The sequence below is a fragment of the Pseudomonas jilinensis genome, assembly GCF_003586265.1.
Lineage (GTDB): Bacteria > Pseudomonadota > Gammaproteobacteria > Pseudomonadales > Pseudomonadaceae > Halopseudomonas > Halopseudomonas phragmitis.
This window is the reverse complement of sequence record NZ_QJSA01000006.1, coordinates 1-19,005: the sequence shown is the minus strand read 5'-3', so window position 1 is coordinate 19,005 and position 19,005 is coordinate 1. Positions and strand designations below refer to the sequence as shown.

Sequence of the window (19,005 nt, the reverse complement as noted above, 5' to 3'; positions counted from 1 at the left end):
GCAGCCCTCCTCTACTGGAGCCCGGGCAAAGCCCGGGTCCAGATGCTTGCGCTCAGAGTTCGCCACCACCGCCACCACCATTGGGGCAGGCGGTGCAACCGGCAGCAATCGCCAGCGAGTTGCTCTGCTGGTTGCCACCACCGGCAGCCACGTTGACCCCAACATTACCCGATACATTGTTCAGCGAACCGTTGATCGTGGCATTGTTGGTGACCGGCCCGGTGAATCCGACAACAACCGGGATATAGCCGCTGACGGATCCCTTCAGACCCAGGGTTCCTTCTTCGTTGAAGGCAAAAGCGCCGCCATCACCGTTCAGGTCAACCGCTCCTTGCGCCGCGCTGTCCACATCGATATGACCGATATTGGCACCGCCCGGATGAGTCGGCCCTTCCCAGACATCCAGATATACGTCACCGATCTGATCAGACACCCCTTCATAGGTGCCATCAGCTTTGAGCTTGAGGTGGACGTACTGCTTGCCATAGTCCAGTACGGCAAGGTTGTCAGTGTTGTTGCCGAACGACTTCTGCTCGACATTCACACTGGCAGCCGCAGTGAATGCACTGCTGGACGAAGCGATCGCCATGTCGTTCTTCTGCTGGTTGTAGTTGCCAGCAGCGATGTTGATACCAACATTACCCGAAGTGTCGTTGGCCGAATTGTTCAACGACGCATCGTTGGGCACGCTGTAGTTGGTCAGGTCGTTGTTGAACTCCTTTTGCTGAACATCGATGCTGGCCTGAGCCGAGGCGACAACCGGGAAACCAAAAACAAACAACGCGTCAGCTGTGGCCACCGCTGCAGCGTTGGCTTGCTGGTTGTTGTCACCAGCCGCGACGTTGACCCCGACATTGCCCGAAGCACTGTTCAGTGAATCATTCACCGAAGCGGTATTCTCGGTTCCCTGATTCAGCACCTCATTGTTGAAGTTCTTCTGGGTGTCATAGATCACCGCAGAAGCCCCATCACCTACGGCATAGGCTGAGCCAGAAATGGCTACAGCCAGCCCGAATGCCAGCGGAGTGAGTACTCTTTGCGTCTTCATGATGTGGATCTCCTTGTGTTGCGTTTAGTTGACTGCCAACGGATCAATCGATGATCCGTATGCCGAGGTTGTTTACCGACCGGTTACCAACCCCCGCGCTCTGGTTCAGCTGCACCGCGCCACGACTTCCCACAAAGGCCTGGTCATCGATCTCGACCAGGCGTTCGCCGTTGTTGGGTACTTCTGCACCCGAGTTGATCGACAGCGGCGCAGCACTTTGCGCCAGCCCACTGTCGTCAAGGCTTTCTGGCAGAGCACCAAAACCCAGCCTGAAAGCATTGATCTGCTGATTGCCGACACCGGCACTCTGATTGACTCCCAGGATGCCGTTGCCGGCACTGAATGCATTGCCTGTGATATGACTGCTGGCATCCAACTGGCCGGCCTCTTCGGCAATCTGGTCGCGCTGTTGGCGGACCTGAACCGAGGCGTGCTCGCCGGCGGCAATGGCCCGAGCATTGACCTGTTGCTGAGCACTGCCGGCCGCCTGGTTGACCATGGCGTTGCCGCTGTAGCCCTGGAGCGAATTATGGATCTGGGCCTGATCTTGCTGATCCGCCGAGAGCTGCGCGCAGAAGCTCAGCGCCAGAGCAAAACTCAGGGCGTGCCGCATGGTTGTACGCATGATCGAACTCCTTGTGACTATCGCCCTTGCAACTGCTGCAGAGGACTCAAGCCCTGCTGCAGACTTCGATTGACCTGGCCATCGATATTGTTGCCAAGGCGACTGCCACCAATGTGGCTGGCTCCAGGCGATGCGGGGATATTCTGCTGATTGACACCGGCACTGCCGCGCTGGACGTGCTCCCCAACCGCATGCGGACCCTGAGGATTGGTCAGATGGTGCTGAATCCCGTGTCCCCCGGTGACATTGGCGAAATCACTGTCGCTGAGTTCGCCGGGAGCAGTCAGATTGCTCAGCCCCTGATCAATGACCGCATTGGGCTTGGGGTTGACGATGTGTGGATTGGGATCGGGGACCAGTGGCGGACGTGTTGCGCTACGAGGCTGGACCTCGCGGATAATGATGATGTCACCGCCGGCAGCGAATGCGGGAGGCGTCATGACAATGGCAGGCATCAGGCAGAAAAAGAACAACAGATACCGCAGCCCTACGATACATCCTGTGTCCATGGCTTTTTTTCGCTTATGTTGTTGGGTGTAACGCACAAAACAAAGCAGAACTCATGCCCTAAAATAAAAAGCCTTATATTTTAATGAGATAGGTGTTTTTGCGGAGAAGGTTTCGACGCGATCTGTTTCATCAATGAAACACTTTTATCAGTCTGCTTCTGGCCTTTCCTCGGTTAAAGCCCGAGCGCCCGCAGGCTTGAAGTGAACTCGAATATTGTCCTGCAGTGTTTCAGCGCTGTAACAGCAGCAGAGGATCTGTAACCGGTTGTTTCAGAATTGAAACGGGCCATAACAGCCATTTCAAATGGCTGTTAGCTCGGCAGCCTATCAGATTCCGAGCGATTCGCGGCTCCACGTCCTCGAAAACTTGTTGCCTGAGAAAGCCTGAACTGGCCCACAAAACACGGCAAAAGTGGTCTTGATCTTTGACGCTGATGATATTGCCATGCGATTATTTTGCCGGTTTTAAGCTGCGCTAGGGCGCGGTCAAGTTATCAATTTTCACAATTCAAACTAAGCAGTACAGGGACGATATGAATAGTTTAAAAGACGGATCGACTTCATGGTCTTGGGCCGACCAACTCAGCAGTTATCGGTTCTGGGGGTTGCTAGGCTATTTTGTTTTAATTTGCGGCGTGGGAAATTTTCTGTACTCTTCCTTGATATTCCGCTTTATGAGCCTGGCGGAGCTGCCAACATCCTCTATGGTGGTCGCCAGCAACATAAAAACTTTTGCCGGTATTTTTGGGTTTTTACTGGCTTGGTCTGCTGTCAGAAGCAAAAGCCACCATGTGTTTTTCTTATACGGGGTGTTAGCTCTCGTTGGAATAGCATTCATTAGTTTTTCCAGTAACGTGCCACTCTTATTCTTCGGTGTGTTTTTGTTTGGCCTGATAACGGGGGCTGTCGCCATTGCTGTTCCTGCATTTCTTGTAGGGCCAGAGGGGCGCGCAGAAACCTTTGTGGTCGCGTTTGGCGTGATGACAGCCATTCAATATGCGAGTGGGCCATTAATTGTTCCGGCAACTTTTACTTTTACACTTGATCAGCTGAATTCCTGGGTGTTTTTTTTAGCGATGGTTATGCCGATCATCATAGCTATGCTTCTTATAATCCCTCTCAGTAACATGCTCTTTAACGCAGAGCCACCGCAGAGAGGAGTTACTCTCTCAGTCAAGGAGAGAGAACCTGTTGAAGTCTTCCTCCTTTGCCTGCTAGTGCCTTTTTACTTTCTTTACTGGGTGTATAGAGTGCATGGAGAGGTACGATCCTTGGGTGACTCTTCCAACTTGTTGTCAGCTAAGGCTTCGGCTTGGCTCTGTGTTTTCATCCCCTTTTTGTACCCCATTATGATGGCAACCGTGAATGACCATATCAATGCCGCAACGGACGGTACGATAAGCAAGAAAGCAAGGCCAACCTGGTTGATTGTGACTTTGTGTGTGCTATTTGGGCCTGCATCTGCTGCGCTGATACAGGCTGATATAAACAAAGCAGTAGCGGCAGGAAGTGAGCCCCTTCAAGCCAGCACTGCTTAATTGCACGTAAGCTCAGTAGCTCCGTTGACGCTGACCTGTTCTGGGCGGTCGACGCCCAGGATGGGCAGAGCCAAGCCCCGTCGGTGGTTTTTTGTCCAACACAAGTCAGCGACAATTGGGGCGTCATCGAACTGATTTAATCAGCGGACAATCCCCTGGTAATCCTCTATTTCTTAGCGAGGCTGAAAGAGGATTAACCAAGGCCGGGCGCGGTAAGAAGATCGCGCCGACGCGATGAGCTGCGGAAAAACAGAATGCCAAGGGATGGCTGGTAAGTCATCGAAGAGAATGGTGCCCGGAGCCGGAATCGAACCGGCACGGTCGCAATGACCGCAAGATTTTAAGTCTCGTGCGTCTACCAGTTTCGCCATCCGGGCGAGGAAATAAATGGAGGCCGAGGTCGGAATCGAACCGGCGTTCACGGATTTGCAATCCGCTGCATAACCACTCTGCCACCCGGCCTCATAGGGACCATTACGCAGTGGGTGAGATCGCGTAACGGCGTCGAACTGGCTTTGCTCAAAACGTGATCTTATCCTATTGATAAGACTGGTATTTTTGCTGCCTTGCTGTCGACGGGCAGCATTATGTCCTAATTGCTGGTGCTTGGCAAGCGCAGTCTGAGAACTTCACTGCACTTGCTTTGCGCCCTAGCGGCAAACTGCCAGATACAATGGATCATCGCTATCCAGTTTACGCATCAGCTCAGGCCGCAGGCTGCCGTCATCGGCCTCTGGGACCAGCTCCTGAGTGTCACAGTTGAGCAGATGAGGCTGGTGGCTGACCAAATCCACGTACTCTTTCTGGAAGCGATACAGGATGAAACGTTTGATCTGATTATCATCCAGCTGGACCTCCGCCAGGTTGCTGCGATCCACCACACTGAAACCGACCGTCATTGGCAGCAGATATGTCCAGGGCCGCCAGATCGCCTGCTGCTGTTCGGTAGCGACCACCACGGAACTTGCAGGCAGTTGGCTCTGCTTGTGCTCGAACCAGTAATACTCGTAGTAGATCTGGTAAGTCAGCATCCCCATACCGGCAAAGACCGGAACTATCCATTTCGGCAGTTTCCTGCCAGATGCGGCTCGCAACAGAAACCCGATCCCTGCTGCCCCCAAACCTGCTGCGGCCAGTGCGACCAAATGCCAGATCATAAAGTATGTCTCGAAAACAAGGCGGGCTTCCGAAGAGGAAGCCCGCGGGTTGAGTCATGAGCGCAGCATAGCACTACGCTCAGGATTACTCTCAGTGTGCCACAGCGCCACCAGCACCCTTGGGATAGCGAACGCTTTCCACCAGATCCTGGATTTCCTGCGGCGGCTCTTCGGTCAGATAGGATACCCCAAAGGCTACGGCAAAGTTGATAACCGCGCCCACCGCACCGAACGACAACGGGGAGATACCGAACAACCAATTGTCCGGAACGTTGGCCAGGGTGTTGGTGCCCGGAATGAAGAACCAGCCCAGATACAGGAAGATGTAAATGGTGGTGCTCAGCAGACCGGCCAGCATGCCCAATACCGCGCCTTTGCTGTTGATGCGCTTGGAGAAGATACCCATCATCAGTACCGGGAAGATCGACGCTGCGGCGATACCAAAGGCCAGGGCCACCACCTGTGCTGCAAAGCCCGGTGGATTGATCCCTAGCCAGGTGGCAATCGCAATGGCCACCGCCATGGAAATACGCGCGGCGAGCATTTCCCCCTTCTCACTGATTTTGGGATTGATCATGTTCTTGATCAGGTCATGACTGATAGCCGAGGAGATCGCCAGCAATAGACCTGCTGCGGTCGAGAGTGCCGCGGCAATACCACCGGCAGCAATCAGACCTATGACCCAGCCCGGCAGATTGGCGATTTCGGGGTTGGCCAGTACCAGAATATCGTTGTTGACCACCAGCTCGTTGCCGGCCCAGCCACGTGCTTCAGCAGTTTCAGCAAAGGCAGGTACCTCGTTGTACATCTGGATACGACCGTCGTTGTTCTTGTCCTCGAAACGAACCAGGCCAGTATCTTCCCAGGTCTGCAGCCACTGCGGGCGCTCAGCGTATTCCAGTGCCGGAGCGCTCGGACCATCCGGGTAGATGGTGTTGATCAGGTTCAGACGACCCATGGAAGCCACAGCCGGAGCAGTGGTGTAGAGGATGGCGATAAACACCAGCGCCCAACCAGCAGACCAGCGCGCATCAGCCACCTTCGGTACGGTGAAGAAGCGAATGATCACGTGCGGCAGACCAGCGGTACCGATCATCAGCGACATGGTGAACAGGAACATGTTCAGCTTGTTGGAGACGTCAGCGGTGTAGTCCTGGAAGCCCAGCTCACGAACCACTTCATCCAGCTTCTGCAGCATCGGGATACCTGACTCGGTGTGAGTACCGAACAGGCCAGTCTGCGGCAGCAGGTGACCGGTCATCTGCAGAGAGATGAAGATCGCCGGAATGGTGTAGGCCACGATCAGTACCACATACTGGGCCACCTGGGTGTAGGTGATGCCCTTCATGCCGCCCAATACCGCGTAGACGAACACGATGCAGGAGGCGATGATCAGGCCGGTGGTGCTGCTCACTTCGAGGAAGCGGGCAAATGCCACCCCTGCCCCGGTCATCTGACCAATTACATAAGTGGTCGAGATTACCAGCAGACAGATAACCGCCACTACCCGAGCAGCTTTGCTGTTGAAACGGTCACCCACGAAATCCGGCACGGTAAACTTGCCGAACTTGCGCAGGTAAGGCGCCAGCAGCATGGCCAGCAGCACGAAACCGCCAGTCCAGCCCATCAGGAAGGAAGAGTTTACGTAGCCAACCGAGATCAGGCCAGCCATCGAGATAAAGGAAGCCGCAGACATCCAGTCAGCCGCAGTTGCCATGCCGTTGGTGACCGGGTGTACGCCACCGCCAGCAACATAGAACTCCTTGGTGGAACCAGCCCGAGCCCAGATCGCAATACCGATATAGAGCATGAAGGAGGCGCCAACAAAGAGCAGGTTGATTACAAATTGGCTCATTCTCTTATTCCTCCAGGCCGAATTCTTTATCCAGCTTGTTCATTCTCCAGGCATAGAAGAAGATCAAAGCCAGAAAGATCAGAATCGAGCCTTGCTGAGCGAACCAGAAGCCGAGATCGGCCCCACCCACGGCAATGCCAGACAGCATGGGCCGTAGAAGGATGCCAAAGCCAAAGGAACATAGTGCCCAGATCACAAGGCTACCGAGGATCAAGCGAAGGTTCGCCGACCAGTATGCAGCAGCTTTATCTTTATCTGCCATCGTATTGCTCTCCACTTTCTTGTTAAGACCAAATTGGGAAATTCCACGAACGCTGGAGTCTTCCGTGAATTCATTCTGCTAAAGAACGCTTAAGAGTGAATCCCCGACATTAGTCTTAGGTAATTGCCTCACGACGGGGGCAAAGAAGTGAGCTGTCGCAGCAGGTCAGTAGAAGGGCAACAGGCAATAACGAAAAAGGCCGGCCAGATAAATTCTGGTCGGCCTTTCGATGTTTGGAGCGGGAAACGAGACTCGAACTCGCGACCCCGACCTTGGCAAGGTCGTGCTCTACCAACTGAGCTATTCCCGCGTTGCAATGGCGCTCATTCTAGCGATCTGCGCCAAGCTGTCAAGTCATTGATTCGAAAAAAGTTATTTGTCGTTTTTTTGATCAGAGCCCATGCTCATGTGAGGCCAGGCGGCCTTCAGGTAGACCATCATGGACCAGAGCGTCAGAACGGCCGAAATCATCAGCAGCACATAGCCAATAATCACCCAGTAGGTCAGTGCCGGCGGATTGGCCAGCAACACGACCAAAGCCACCATCTGGGCTGCAGTCTTGTATTTGCCCAGATTGGAAACCGCCACATGGGCTCTGGCCCCCAGCTCGGCCATCCATTCGCGCAATGCGGAAATCACGATCTCACGGCCGATGATGACCACTGCCGGAGCGGTGATCCAGAAGTTACCATGACTCTGAACCAGCAGAATCAAGGCGACTGCAACCATCAGCTTATCGGCGACCGGATCGAGAAAGGCACCAAAGGGTGTGCTCTGTTGTAGCCTGCGCGCCAGGTAACCATCCAGCCAGTCGGTCACGCTGGCCAGGGTGAAAATGATGGCAGCTCCCAGATAACTCCAGTGGAACGGCAGGTAGTACAGCAGAATGAAGATGGGGATCAACACCACCCGCATCACGGTCAGTATGTTCGGGATATTCATGTTCAATCTACAACGCTGAGTAAGCAGGCATTCTAACAGGCTGCCGTGAAACTACCTATGCCGGTAATAACGCGTTAAAAACTACCAGCTAATCACTGTGCAAGGTGGCGTAAATCAGTTCGGCCAACTTTTTATTGATGCCTGGCACTTTGGCAATTTCCTGCACGCTGGCGCGATCCAGTGCCTGCAGTCCACCAAAATGCTTGAGCAGCTCCCGGCGGCGCTTGGGCCCAACCCCGGCGATCCCCTCCAGTGGCGAGGTGGTTCTGGCTTTGCCCCGCCGCTGACGGTGTCCGGTGATGGCAAAGCGGTGAGCTTCATCACGTATGTGCTGAATCAGGTGCAGCGCTGGCGAGTGCGCGGGTAGCACCAGTTCATGCTGGGTGTCGTTGAGGTACAGAGTTTCCAGCCCCGGCTTGCGCGTTACGCCCTTGGCCACTCCGAGCAGGGTCAGATCATGAATAGCCAGCTCCTGAATCACCTCCAGGGCCATGCTCATTTGTCCCTTGCCGCCATCGACCAGCAGGATATCGGGTATCTTGCCCTCGCCGTCCTTGAGTTTGCTGAAGCGTCGGCTCAAGGCTTGGCGCATGGCGGCGTAGTCGTCACCAGCCGTCACCCCTTCGATGTTGTAGCGCCGATAATCGCTTTTCAGTGGTCCTTCCGGGCCGAACACTACGCAGGAAGCGACTGTCGCCTCGCCGCTGGAGTGGCTGATATCGAAGCACTCCAGCCGGGTTGGTGGTTCATCCAGGCCCAGCGCTTCCTGCAAGGCTTCGAAACGTGCCTGCACATGCTGGCGGTTGGCAAGCATCCCGGCCAGGGCCTGTTCGGCATTGGTCACCGCCAGGCCTTGCCAGCGGCCACGTGTACCGCGCACCCGATGGCTGATGGTGACACCAAAGCCACGGGCCTGGGCCAAGGCCTCGATGATCACCGGGAAGTCGTCATGCACGGCATTGACGATGATCTCGCCCGGCACTTCACGCTCACTGACGCCCAGGTAGTACTGCGGCAGAAACGCCGCCAGCACTTCCCCGGCTGTCTGCTCGATCGGCACCCGCGGGAAATGGTTCTTGCTGCCAAGTACCCTGCCCTGACGCACCATAACCACATGCACACAAGCGCCACCAGGCGCCACAGCAGCGGCAACGATATCGACGTTGCCCTGCTCGGTATCCATGCTCTGCTGGTCCTGCACCTGGCGCAGCAGCGCTATCTGGTCACGCAATTCAGCCGCACGCTCAAAATTCAGGTGCTCGGCGGCCCGCTCCATACTCTGACTCAGCTCACTGGCCAGGGCATTGCTGCGACCTTCCAGAAACATCACCGAATGGCGCACGTCCTCGGCATATTCCTGCGGATCGACCAAGCCGACACAGGGACCTTTGCAGCGTTTGATCTGATATTGCAGACAGGGCCGGGTGCGATTGCGAAAATAGCTGTCCTCACACTGGCGCACCTGAAAAGCCTTTTGCAGCAGATTAAGGCTTTCCCGGATTGCCCCGGCGCTTGGATAAGGTCCGAAATAGCGGCCCTTGGCCTTCTTCGCGCCACGGTGCAGCCCCAGCCGGGGAAACTGGTCCTGGCTGGACAGGTAGACATAGGGGTAGGACTTGTCGTCACGCAGCAGGATGTTGTACGGCGGGCGCACTTGTTTGATCAGGCTCTGTTCCAGCAACAACGCCTCGGTTTCATTGGCGGTGATGGTGGTGTCAATCTGCCGGATACGCGCGACCAACGCCTCGGTCTTGGGGCTCAGGCCGGTTTTGCGGAAATAGCTGGACAGGCGTTTCTTGAGGTTCTTGGCTTTACCCACATAGAGCAGTTCACCCTGCTCGTCGAGCATCCGGTAAACGCCAGGCTTGTTGCTTGCCGTGGCCAGAAAGGCCGCAGCATCAAACACCACTGCATTCATGCGCGGTTGGTATCGACCATGCCATGGCGCACTGCCAGCAGGGTCAGCTCGACATCGCTAGTGATGCCCAGCTTGTCAAAGATACGATAACGATAGGTATTCACGGTCTTCGGGCTGAGGCACAGCTTGTCGGAAATGCTCTGGACTTTCTCGCAACTGACGATCATCAGGGCGATCTGGATTTCTCGCTCGGACAAACTGTCAAATGGCGAATCGGTTGTCGGGGCAAAGGACTTGAGGGCCAGTTGCTGGGCAATCGTCGGGCTGATGTAACGCTGGCCCGAGTGCACCTGACGGATGGCGCTGACCATTTCTTCCAGCGCCGCCCCCTTGGTGACGTAGCCGGCCGCCCCGGCCTGCATCAGACGGGTCGGGAAAGGCTCCTCGTCGCATACCGTTACCGCGATGACCTTAAGATGCTTGTCGTGCTGGACCAGTTTTCGGGTGGCTTCCAGGCCGCCAATTCCCGGCATACGCACATCCATGAGCACTACGTCGGGCTTGAGTGACCGAGCCAGGGAAACCGCTCGCTCCCCACTCTCCGCCTCACCTACTACCGCCAGACCCGGCACATCGCCCAGCATACGACTAATGCCCATGCGGACGAGATCATGGTCGTCGACCACCAGTACCTTGATCAATTGTGACCCCTTGCACTCAATGCTGCCGGACAGCCTTGTTATTCCCTGACTGGCTCCGGCAACCAGGCAAGTGGAGTGGTATCCACTCCGTTATTCACAAGTCCACACCTTAGCAAATCACCCAGAATTGTGAAACGGTTCCGGAACCAGGAAAAAGACGATAAGTTCCGGTTTTTAGTGGCATTGTGATGGCCTTATCACTTCATGCGGCTGCTTTTCTTTAGCGGTGCTCTACTCAGGCTCTATTCCCTCCCAACTGATTGGCCAGCTCATCCAGACAGGCAGGGTCATCGATGGTTGACGGCGTCTGGAAGCTATGCCCCGCGGCCATCTGCCGCATGATCCGGCGCAGAATCTTGCCCGAGCGGGTTTTGGGCAGACGCTTGACCACCAAGGCGCGATTAAAACAGGCGAGCGCACCGATATCGCGGCGGACCAGTGCAGACAGCTCGGCACAAAGCTGTGGCTCTTGCAGCTCGACACCATTTTTCAGCACGACCAATCCCAGCGGCAATTCGCCCTTGAGTTCGTCAGGTACACCAATCACCGCACACTCGGCCACCGCCGGATGTGAGCCGAGTACCTCCTCCATCTCGCCGGTGGAGAGCCGGTGACCAGCGACATTGATGATGTCATCTGTACGCCCCATGACGAAGACATAGCCGTCTTCATCCAGATAACCGGCATCACCGGACTGATAGAAGCCAGGGAAGTGACTCAGATAACCGTCACGGAAACGTTGCGGGTTACCCCAGATACCGCTCAGACAGCCAGGCGGCAACGGTAGCTTGAGCGCGATATTACCCTGTACGCCGGCCGGCACAGGCTGACCCTCATCATCCAGAACACTAAGCTGAAATCCTGGCATCGGCCAGGTTGCCGAGCCCGGTTTGGCTTGTTGCAGCTCATAGCCGGCAGGGTTGGCGGCAATCGCCCAGCCTGTCTCGGTCTGCCACCAGTGATCAATGATCGGGCGCTGGAAGTGCTGTTCCAGCCAGGCCCAGGTTGGCGGATCAAGGCGCTCACCTGCCAGGAACAGCCGTTGCAGGTGCGACAGGTCATATTGTTTGGCCAGATCCGCTTCCGGGTCTTCCTTGCGGATTGCCCGGAATGCCGTCGGCGCGGCAAACAGTGCCTTGACCTTATATTCTGCACAGACTCGCCAGAAGCCGCCGGCATCCGGGGTGCGTACCGGTTTGCCTTCGTACAGAACACTGGTGCAGCCACTGAGCAAGGGCCCATAGACAATGTAGGAATGCCCCACGACCCAGCCCACATCCGAGGCGGCCCAGAACACGTCCCCGGGCTGCATGCCATACACCGCTTCCATGCTGTAGCGCATGGCTACCGCATGACCGCCGTGGTCGCGCACCACGCCCTTGGGTTTGCCGGTCGTACCGGAGGTATAGAGGATATACAGTGGGTCGGTGGCGGCGACAGCGACCGCTTCCACTGGTTCGGCATTGGCCATAGCCTGGCGCCAGTCCAGATCGCGATCCTGGTAGAGTTCAGCCTGGCATTGCAGGCGTTGCAATACCACACAATGCTTGACGGTATGCCGGGCTTCGGTGATTGCCGCATCAACCAGCGGTTTGTAGGCCAGAACCTTGTCCACCTCGATGCCGCAGGATGCGGTGATCACTACATCGGCCTGGGCGTCATCGATCCGAACGGCCAGCTCGTGGGCGGCAAAACCGCCAAATACCACACAATGTACTGCCCCAAGACGTGCACAGCCGAGCATGGCGACAACCGCCTCAGGCACCATCGGCATATAGATGATTACCCTGTCTCCGCGACCGACGCCCAATTCACGCAGCATACCGGCGCAGCGGGCGACCCGTTCGGTCAGTTGCCGATAGCTGATGTGTTCGCGTGCGCCAGTAACCGGTGAATCATAGATCAGTGCCGCTTGTTCACCCCGGCCCGCGGCGACCTGAGCGTCAAGCGCCAGCCAGGCGGTATTCAGGCGTCCATCGGGGAACCAGCGGTAATAGCCGTCCGCGCCAGGCTCCAGAATGGTTTTCGGCGGCGTCTGCCAATTTAGAGCGGCGGCCTGTTCGGCCCAGAACATTTCTGGTTGTTCCAGGGCTTGAAGATAATCATGCTGATAGGTTGATGTGCGGGTCATAGGGGTGTCATGCCTGATTGTTTTTGTATTACGGCAGATTAAACCCCACGTTTTTTAAGGGAACTAGACTTACGTCGGATGTGAAACCCGCCATTGGTAGCGCACACTGACCCCATACAATAAAGGCCTACGGTCATGACGAAGGAAGATGCGTTTGCCCTGGCGGGTAAAGCTGCAGTGCTGCAGAACGTGCATGGCACCATGACGTTTCTGCTCAATTACCCGCCCTTCAACCAGATGGAGACCAGCCACCTGGCCTATCTGGTTGAACATTGCCAGCTACGTTTCTACGCCGAGGGCGAGGCCATCATTCGCCCGCAGGATGGCCCGGTACAGCACTTCTATATCGTCAAGCAGGGGCTGATTCGTGGCGAGCGCATGATTGCTGGCCAGCAAACCCCGGAAACCACTTTCGAGATCAGTGTCGGCGAATGTTTCCCCCTCGCTGCGCTGATTGGCGAACGGGCCACCCGGACCGAGCATCTTGCCGGCCAGGATACCTTTTGCCTGGCTCTGCCCCGCGCCGAGTTCGTGCGACTGTTCGCCATGTCGCCCAGCTTCCGTGACTTTGCCCTGCGCGGAGTCAGCAGCCTGCTCGACCAGGTCAACCAACAGGCCCAGCTTCAGGCCGCTGAAACCCTCGGCGCGCAGTATTCGCTGGATAGTCGCCTGGGTGATCTGGCCGTGCGCAACCCGGTAACCTGCAATCCCGACACTCCGATCCGCGAAGCCGTGCACCATATGCACGAAGCCAGCGTTGGCAGCATCGTGGTGGTCGACGACCGGCAGCACCTACTGGGCATCTTTACCCTGCGTGACCTGCGCCGAGTCGTGGCCGATGGTGCGGTTGAAATGCATGCCCCGATTGAGCAGGTCATGACCCCCAGGCCGTTCTACCTGCATCCGTCCGACTCGGCCTTCGATGCGGCGATCGCCATGACCGGCAAGCATATCGCGCATATCTGCGTAGTCGAGCAGGAACGGCTGGTTGGGGTGGTGTCAGAGCGTGACCTGTTTTCCCTGCAACGGGTCGATCTGGTTCACCTGGCGCGGACTATCCGCCAAGCCAGTCGAATCGGCACATTGGCAGTCCTGCGTACCGATATCCGCCACCTGGTTGAGAACATGCTGGCCCATGGCGCCAGTTCAACCCAGATTACCCATATCATCACCCTGCTCAACGATCACACCGTATGCCGGGTGATCGAGCTGTGTATCGAGGAAATGGGGGATCCTGGCGTACCCTTTACCTGGCTGAGTTTTGGCAGCGAAGGCCGCCGGGAACAGACCCTGCACACCGATCAGGACAACGGCATTCTGTTCGAGGCCGCCTCGTCAGCCGAAGCCGCCAAAATTCGCTCCCGACTGCTGCCTCTGGCCATGCGGATCAATAAGGGCCTGGCCGAATGCGGCTTTACCCTGTGCAAGGGTAACATCATGGCCAGCAATCCCGAGCTGTGCCTGTCGCGCGATGAATGGGCCGCCCGGTTCGATAAACTGATCCGCTCCGCCACCCCGGACAACTTGCTGGCGTCATCGATCTACTTCGACTTCCGGGTGATCTGGGGTGAGGCAGCAGGCGCTGAAAGCATGTTCAATGAGGTGCTGGAAAAGGTCGCAGCCAATGACCTGTTCCAGCACATGCTGGCCCAGCATGCAATGCTCAGCCGCCCACCGATTGGACGGTTCAGGGACTTCGTGGTGGCCCGCAAAGGGGCCGACAAAGACACCCTGGACCTGAAAACCGAAGGGCTGGTTCCCTTCGTCGATGGCGCCAGAATTCTGGCCCTCTCCCACGGCATCAGCGACTGCAACACCCTCGAACGCTTTCGCCAGTTGCGCGACAAAGGGGTAATTGATGCCAAGGATGCCGATGCCTACGAAGAGGCCTATCACTTCATTCAGTTGATTCGGATGCAGCAGCATCAGTGCCAGGATCGCGATCAACTGCCTTTCAGCAACCGGGTCGATCCAGACACGCTCAACCATCTGGATCGGCGTATTCTTAGAGAATCCTTCCGCCAGGCCAAACGTCTGCAATCGAGCCTGGCCCTGAGGTATCAGCTATGAGCCCACTTGCCTGGTTTCCCCGCCTGCGTCCCTGCCAACTGAGCCCGGAACAGCATGCCCGGCGCGAGGCGTTACCCCCGCCCCAACCCTTGGATGACACGCCACTTAGTCAGACCCGCCTGGTGGTGGTCGATCTGGAAACCAGCGGGCTTAACGTCCAGCGCGACCAGATTCTGTCGATCGGTGCGGTAGTGATCGAACAGGGCGCCATCGATATGGGCAGCCAGTACGAGTGCACGCTGTATCGGGCCAATCATCAGGTGACCGAGAGTGTACTGATTCACGGCATCGCACCCAGCGAGATCGAACAGGGCATGGAAGCTGAAGACGCCCTGCTCGACTTCGTTGAGTTCGCCGGCGAAAGCGTTTTCCTGGCCTTTCATGCCGCCTTCGACCAACGGATGCTGAGCCGCGGTCTGCGTCAGGATCTGGGCTACCGCCTGAGCCACAAGTTCATTGACGTGGCTGAACTGGCACCAATGCTTTGCCCGGAAGCTCGGGTGGGACGTGGCGGCCTTGACGAGTGGCTGGACTATTTCGGTCTGAGCATCAGCCAGCGGCATAATGCCGCCGCTGACGCCCTGGCTACTGCCGAATTGACCCTGATTCTGCTCAGTAAAGCCCGAGCCAAGGGCATTAACACCCTCGCTCAGCTCAATACCTGTCTCGGCCATTGGCGGCGTCTGCGTCAAGCCAGAAGCGCCAGCATGTAACCGGGCCGTTCAGCTCTCAATCAGACTGATCCGCACAGCGGTCTGATTGAGCAATTGATAGGCAACCTCGCCAAAGGTGATAGGCCCGGTCAAAGCCCCAGTGCAGCGCCCCTCCAGTTGCGAGTACAGATAATTGAGAATGCAGTTGCAGCCCAGCAGCATCTCGCCCTCCTGCGCGGGCAGTGCCTCAATGAACTGGCTCGGATAATCCTCCAGCGGCTCGGCAAAACGGTAATCGACCCCAGCAAACACTGGCGCGTAGAACTGTACCTTGTGTTCATCGACTGCCTGCACACTGACATTGATCAGCGCTCCGCAATAGTCGGCCACCAATGGCACGCGGGTATCTATTTGCCGCTCACGAATCAGGCTCGCCAGATTGGCAGGCTGCTCATCTGCCAGACAGTCTGCCGCAGAGAATCCGGTTTCCCCGAAGCGCAATACCGGCCCACTGCCAGGCTGAAATAAATTGACGATCTCGATATGCGCCAGAAGGTTCTCGGGCAACGGGCAATGCAGGGCGACAGCCTGGTCAGCATATGAGCGGCCTTCCTGGCCGTTGTATACCAGCGCGCGGGCCTGCCCAACCTGATCCAGGTGCATCCCGGCTACCCAGCCAGCGATAGGCTTGATGAACATGTCGGCATAGTCTGGGGCCTGTTGTGCATAGTCCTCCAGCACCTGACTGGCGGCCGGTAGAATCAGCAGAGTAAGACCGTGCTCCGGAGCATCCTCCAGCACATGCGGTAGTTGCACACGGTCATAGCTGGCGATTCGGGCGACCGGCAGTCCCAGCGCCTGCACGAACACCTGCTGCTGGTCGCAGAGCCCTCCAGCCTCGGTCATGAAATACGGTGTGGTACCCCCAATCCAGTTGCCCGCAGGTAACCTTTCGAGGCTCTCGGTGCTCCCGGCAATCACCAGACTGGCCCCCTGCTCGATCAATTGCGAGGCCTCGACGACACTCATCAGTTGGCTGGCGTGCTTCATCGCCCATCCCCCTGCTGGCAGGCTGCGTTCAACTGCGCGATTTCACTGGTCAGTTGCTTCTCGTGTTTTATAAAAAACCTACGTATTTCATTGATTTTTATTGCTTTAACCTCATCATCCGAAAGTCTGGAGAAGTCCTGACGAGCCCGTGACAGCAATAATTTCAGGCTCAGCAGGCGGATCTGGCAGACATCACCGCTTTCCAGTAGTCGGGTCCAGATGGGATGGTGACTTGGCGGGATGCCACTCTGGGCAACAGTTTCATCAAGCACCATTGCGGTACTACCTGACTCGATACCACTGATTGCATGCTTGATCTGCCAGGCCAGATGGATGTCGATTTCAAGCAATTCGCAGACTTCACGATAGCGCAGCCCCGCCTGCAGGCAGCGAATTACGTTGTGGGCCAAACCCTGGGTGAAATCGTTGCCCGGTGCACCGATGAACGCCGGCGGTGCTGGGTAAGCCGGTGCTTCGCTCAGGTCAGCATGAATATAGGTGCGGTAGCCACCAACGTTGGTATGTCGCCAGCGCGCGCGAGGCTTGTCAGGCAGGTAGCGGCCGAACCAGCCACTTTTCGTGGTACTCAGGTAAGCGTGCAGTTCCTTGGCATAGGTATCGACACGTATACGGCAAACATCCCAAGGTGCCTCTACACCCAATAGATGGCGACAGAGCTCACTCTCTTTCACGGGACCTCCCTGTTATTGGATTTATTCAGGTCACTGTCCCACGCCTTTCATTGCTCTTTAACTCCACTTTTGCACTAAAGCCCTGCTACTTGAGCAGCAAGCCTGCCCTTTCGCACTACTCGCTTCGCCGCCCTTATGCCGGGTTAACACCAGGATTGTTGTTCGTTCTGTCCTGACGGTTGTCGGCGTAGTCTGCCCACACAACCAGCAGAGGAGCCCCAGCCCCATGTTTGACCGCCATTACGCCGTCTGGCCCGAGTCCGTCCCGCACTTTCTTGAACTGCCCACTACCAGTTTGTACAGCAATCTCAGCGTGTCAGCCCTGCGCTACCCGGAACATCCGGCGATCATCTACTACGGTGCGGCACTGAGCTACCGTGAACTGCAGCAACAGGCCGAGGCGCTGGCAGGTTACCTGCAGCAGGCTGGCGTCAAGGCCGGAGACCGGGTGTTGTTATACATGCAGAACAGCCCGCAGTTCGTCATCGGGTTCTATGCGATCTTGCGGGCCAACGCCGTGGTGGTACCGGTCAACCCGATGAACCGCAAGGCCGAGCTGGAGTATTTGCTGGAGGATACCCAGGCCGAAGTGGCGCTGTGCGGCCTGGAGCTGCTGGAGAACATCGCCCCGCTGGTCGGCCAGCATGGGTTGCGTGAAGTCATCGTCAGCGCCTATAGCGAATATGCTGGTGAATGCGACGGGATCGACTTGCCCGAAGCGGTCCAGCTCGCCAACGAGATTCCCGAACTGCCGGGTCTCACTGCCTGGCAGCAGGCATTGGCCGCCAAGCATCAGCCGGGGCCCTTGACCGCCGGTCCGGACGATCTTTGCGTCATTCCCTACAGTTCAGGTACTACCGGCAACCCCAAGGGGTGTGTGCATACCCATCACAGCGTCATGGCTACCACCGTGTATTGTTCGGTCTGGGGCAATGCCCAGCATGACAGCGTGCAACTCGTATCGGTCCCCATGTTCCATGTCACCGGGATGCAGGTCTGCATGAACTGTTCGATCTATATCGGCGGCACCCAGGTAGTGATGACCCGCTGGGATCGCAAGGCCGCTGCCCAGCTCATCCAGCGCCATGGCATTACCAGTTGGCGGAACATTTCGACCATGGTGGTCGACCTGCTCTCTGACCCACAGATCGACCAATACGATCTCAGCAGCCTCAAGGCAATTGGTGGCGGCGGCGCGGCGATGCCGGTCGCAGTGGCGGAAAAACTCAAGCTCAAGACCGGGCTGGAATACGCTGAAGGCTATGGTCTGTCGGAAACCATCAGCGCCACTCACATGAATCCTTACCACGCCCCCAAGCCACAGTGCCTGGGTATTCCGATCATCGGCGTGGACTCTCGCGTGGTCAGCCTTGAGACCCTGAGCGAGGTGGAGCCTGGAGTGACCGGAGAGATCGTCATCCATGGTGAGCAGGTATTCCAGGGCTATTGGAATCGCCCCGATGCAACAGCCGAGGCCTTCATTGAACTGGATGGTAAGCGCTTCTTCCGGACCGGCGATCTGGGTTATTACGATGAGCAGGGCTATTTTTTCCTGGTTGACCGGGTCAAACGGATGATCAACGCCTCCGGATACAAGGTCTGGCCGGCCGAAGTCGAAGCACTGCTCTATGGCCACCCCGCCGTACAGGAGGTTTGCGTCATATCAGCCCCGGATGCCCGGCGTGGGGAAACCACCAAGGCGGTAATTGTTCTTGCAGCGGGCCAGCAGGCCAGCGCCGAGGAGATCATCGCCTGGTGCCAGGGCAACATGTCGGCCTACAAATGCCCCAAACTGGTGGAGTTCGTCAGCGCCCTGCCCAAGTCACCGACCGGCAAGATTCTCTGGCGAGCCCTGCAGGAACAGGAGTGGGCACAAGGCTGATCTCTCACTCCTCGTCATTGCGAGGGCCGCAG

16 protein-coding genes and 3 tRNA genes are annotated in these 19,005 nt (G+C 57.0%); 4 read left to right on the top strand and 15 right to left on the bottom strand.

Annotation, left to right across the window (positions count from 1 at the left end; all coding sequences use genetic code 11):
* Positions 1 to 52: 52 nt before the first annotated feature.
* From C2846_RS07810 to C2846_RS07800, 3 genes are read right to left on the bottom strand one after another with little or no spacing between them, the layout of a single operon-like run.
* Entirely contained in the window at positions 53 to 1,048 is a 996-nt protein-coding gene (locus C2846_RS07810; RefSeq protein WP_119701164.1) for a hypothetical protein, read from the bottom strand.
* A 43-nt stretch (positions 1,049 to 1,091) separates the two neighbouring features.
* On the bottom strand, positions 1,092 to 1,673 hold the full coding sequence (locus C2846_RS07805) for an adhesin (protein ID WP_240638172.1): 582 nt from the start codon (positions 1,671 to 1,673) through the stop codon (positions 1,092 to 1,094).
* A gap of 17 nt (positions 1,674 to 1,690) precedes the next feature.
* The gene (locus tag C2846_RS07800) at positions 1,691 to 2,113 is read right to left on the bottom strand and encodes a hypothetical protein (protein ID WP_165443792.1); all 423 of its coding nucleotides are present in this window, start codon (positions 2,111 to 2,113) and stop codon (positions 1,691 to 1,693) included.
* A 602-nt stretch (positions 2,114 to 2,715) separates the two neighbouring features.
* On the opposite strand from C2846_RS07800, the gene C2846_RS07795 reads away from it, so the two are divergent.
* Positions 2,716 to 3,720, top strand: a complete 1,005-nt coding sequence (locus C2846_RS07795) for an MFS transporter (RefSeq protein WP_131038211.1) — start codon at positions 2,716 to 2,718, stop codon at positions 3,718 to 3,720.
* A 289-nt stretch (positions 3,721 to 4,009) separates the two neighbouring features.
* On the opposite strand, the gene C2846_RS07790 is transcribed toward C2846_RS07795, so the two are convergent.
* The 10 genes from C2846_RS07790 to C2846_RS07745 form a co-directional block, all read right to left on the bottom strand.
* Positions 4,010 to 4,097 (bottom strand) — tRNA-Leu (locus C2846_RS07790).
* A gap of 11 nt (positions 4,098 to 4,108) precedes the next feature.
* Positions 4,109 to 4,182 (bottom strand) — tRNA-Cys (locus C2846_RS07785).
* A gap of 188 nt (positions 4,183 to 4,370) precedes the next feature.
* Complete coding sequence (locus C2846_RS07780) at positions 4,371 to 4,877, bottom strand: hypothetical protein (RefSeq protein ID WP_119701161.1); 507 nt, start codon at positions 4,875 to 4,877, stop codon at positions 4,371 to 4,373.
* A gap of 91 nt (positions 4,878 to 4,968) precedes the next feature.
* Positions 4,969 to 6,732, bottom strand: coding sequence for a sodium:solute symporter family protein (locus C2846_RS07775; protein ID WP_119701160.1), 1,764 nt, complete (start codon positions 6,730 to 6,732; stop codon positions 4,969 to 4,971).
* A gap of 4 nt (positions 6,733 to 6,736) precedes the next feature.
* The gene (locus C2846_RS07770; RefSeq protein WP_119701159.1) at positions 6,737 to 6,994 is read right to left on the bottom strand and encodes a DUF4212 domain-containing protein; all 258 of its coding nucleotides are present in this window, start codon (positions 6,992 to 6,994) and stop codon (positions 6,737 to 6,739) included.
* Between the two features lie 234 nt (positions 6,995 to 7,228).
* A tRNA-Gly gene (locus tag C2846_RS07765) sits at positions 7,229 to 7,304 on the bottom strand.
* Positions 7,305 to 7,366: 62 nt separating this feature from the next.
* Complete coding sequence (gene pgsA, locus C2846_RS07760) at positions 7,367 to 7,936, bottom strand: CDP-diacylglycerol--glycerol-3-phosphate 3-phosphatidyltransferase (protein ID WP_119701158.1); 570 nt, start codon at positions 7,934 to 7,936, stop codon at positions 7,367 to 7,369.
* A gap of 88 nt (positions 7,937 to 8,024) precedes the next feature.
* Entirely contained in the window at positions 8,025 to 9,854 is a 1,830-nt protein-coding gene (uvrC, locus tag C2846_RS07755) for an excinuclease ABC subunit UvrC (protein ID WP_119701157.1), read from the bottom strand.
* On the bottom strand, positions 9,851 to 10,495 hold the full coding sequence (gene gacA, locus C2846_RS07750) for a response regulator transcription factor GacA (protein ID WP_080050618.1): 645 nt from the start codon (positions 10,493 to 10,495) through the stop codon (positions 9,851 to 9,853). Before gacA ends, uvrC begins: the two co-directional genes overlap by 4 nt.
* Positions 10,496 to 10,730: 235 nt before the next feature.
* Complete coding sequence (locus C2846_RS07745) at positions 10,731 to 12,626, bottom strand: propionyl-CoA synthetase (protein ID WP_119701156.1); 1,896 nt, start codon at positions 12,624 to 12,626, stop codon at positions 10,731 to 10,733.
* 135 nt (positions 12,627 to 12,761) lie between these two features.
* Here C2846_RS07745 and C2846_RS07740 point away from each other — a divergent pair, with 135 nt between their 5' ends.
* Both C2846_RS07740 and C2846_RS07735 read left to right on the top strand, forming a co-directional pair.
* Positions 12,762 to 14,696 carry a putative nucleotidyltransferase substrate binding domain-containing protein gene (locus C2846_RS07740; protein ID WP_119701155.1) on the top strand — a complete coding sequence of 645 codons (1,935 nt, stop codon included), beginning with the start codon at positions 12,762 to 12,764 and terminating at the stop codon, positions 14,694 to 14,696.
* Complete coding sequence (locus C2846_RS07735) at positions 14,693 to 15,409, top strand: 3'-5' exonuclease (protein ID WP_080050614.1); 717 nt, start codon at positions 14,693 to 14,695, stop codon at positions 15,407 to 15,409. The genes C2846_RS07740 and C2846_RS07735 overlap by 4 nt, the downstream gene beginning before the upstream one ends.
* Positions 15,410 to 15,418: 9 nt before the next feature.
* On the opposite strand, the gene C2846_RS07730 is transcribed toward C2846_RS07735, so the two are convergent.
* Complete coding sequence (locus C2846_RS07730) at positions 15,419 to 16,399, bottom strand: DUF6976 family protein (protein WP_080050613.1); 981 nt, start codon at positions 16,397 to 16,399, stop codon at positions 15,419 to 15,421.
* A complete protein-coding gene (locus C2846_RS07725; protein ID WP_080050612.1) occupies positions 16,396 to 17,091 on the bottom strand; it encodes a hypothetical protein in 696 nt (231 codons plus the stop codon). Before C2846_RS07725 ends, C2846_RS07730 begins: the two co-directional genes overlap by 4 nt.
* A 226-nt stretch (positions 17,092 to 17,317) precedes the next feature.
* Between C2846_RS07725 and C2846_RS07720 the strand changes: the two genes are divergently transcribed.
* A complete protein-coding gene (locus tag C2846_RS07720) occupies positions 17,318 to 18,973 on the top strand; it encodes a long-chain fatty acid--CoA ligase (protein WP_080050611.1) in 1,656 nt (551 codons plus the stop codon).
* Positions 18,974 to 19,005: the final 32 nt, after the last annotated feature.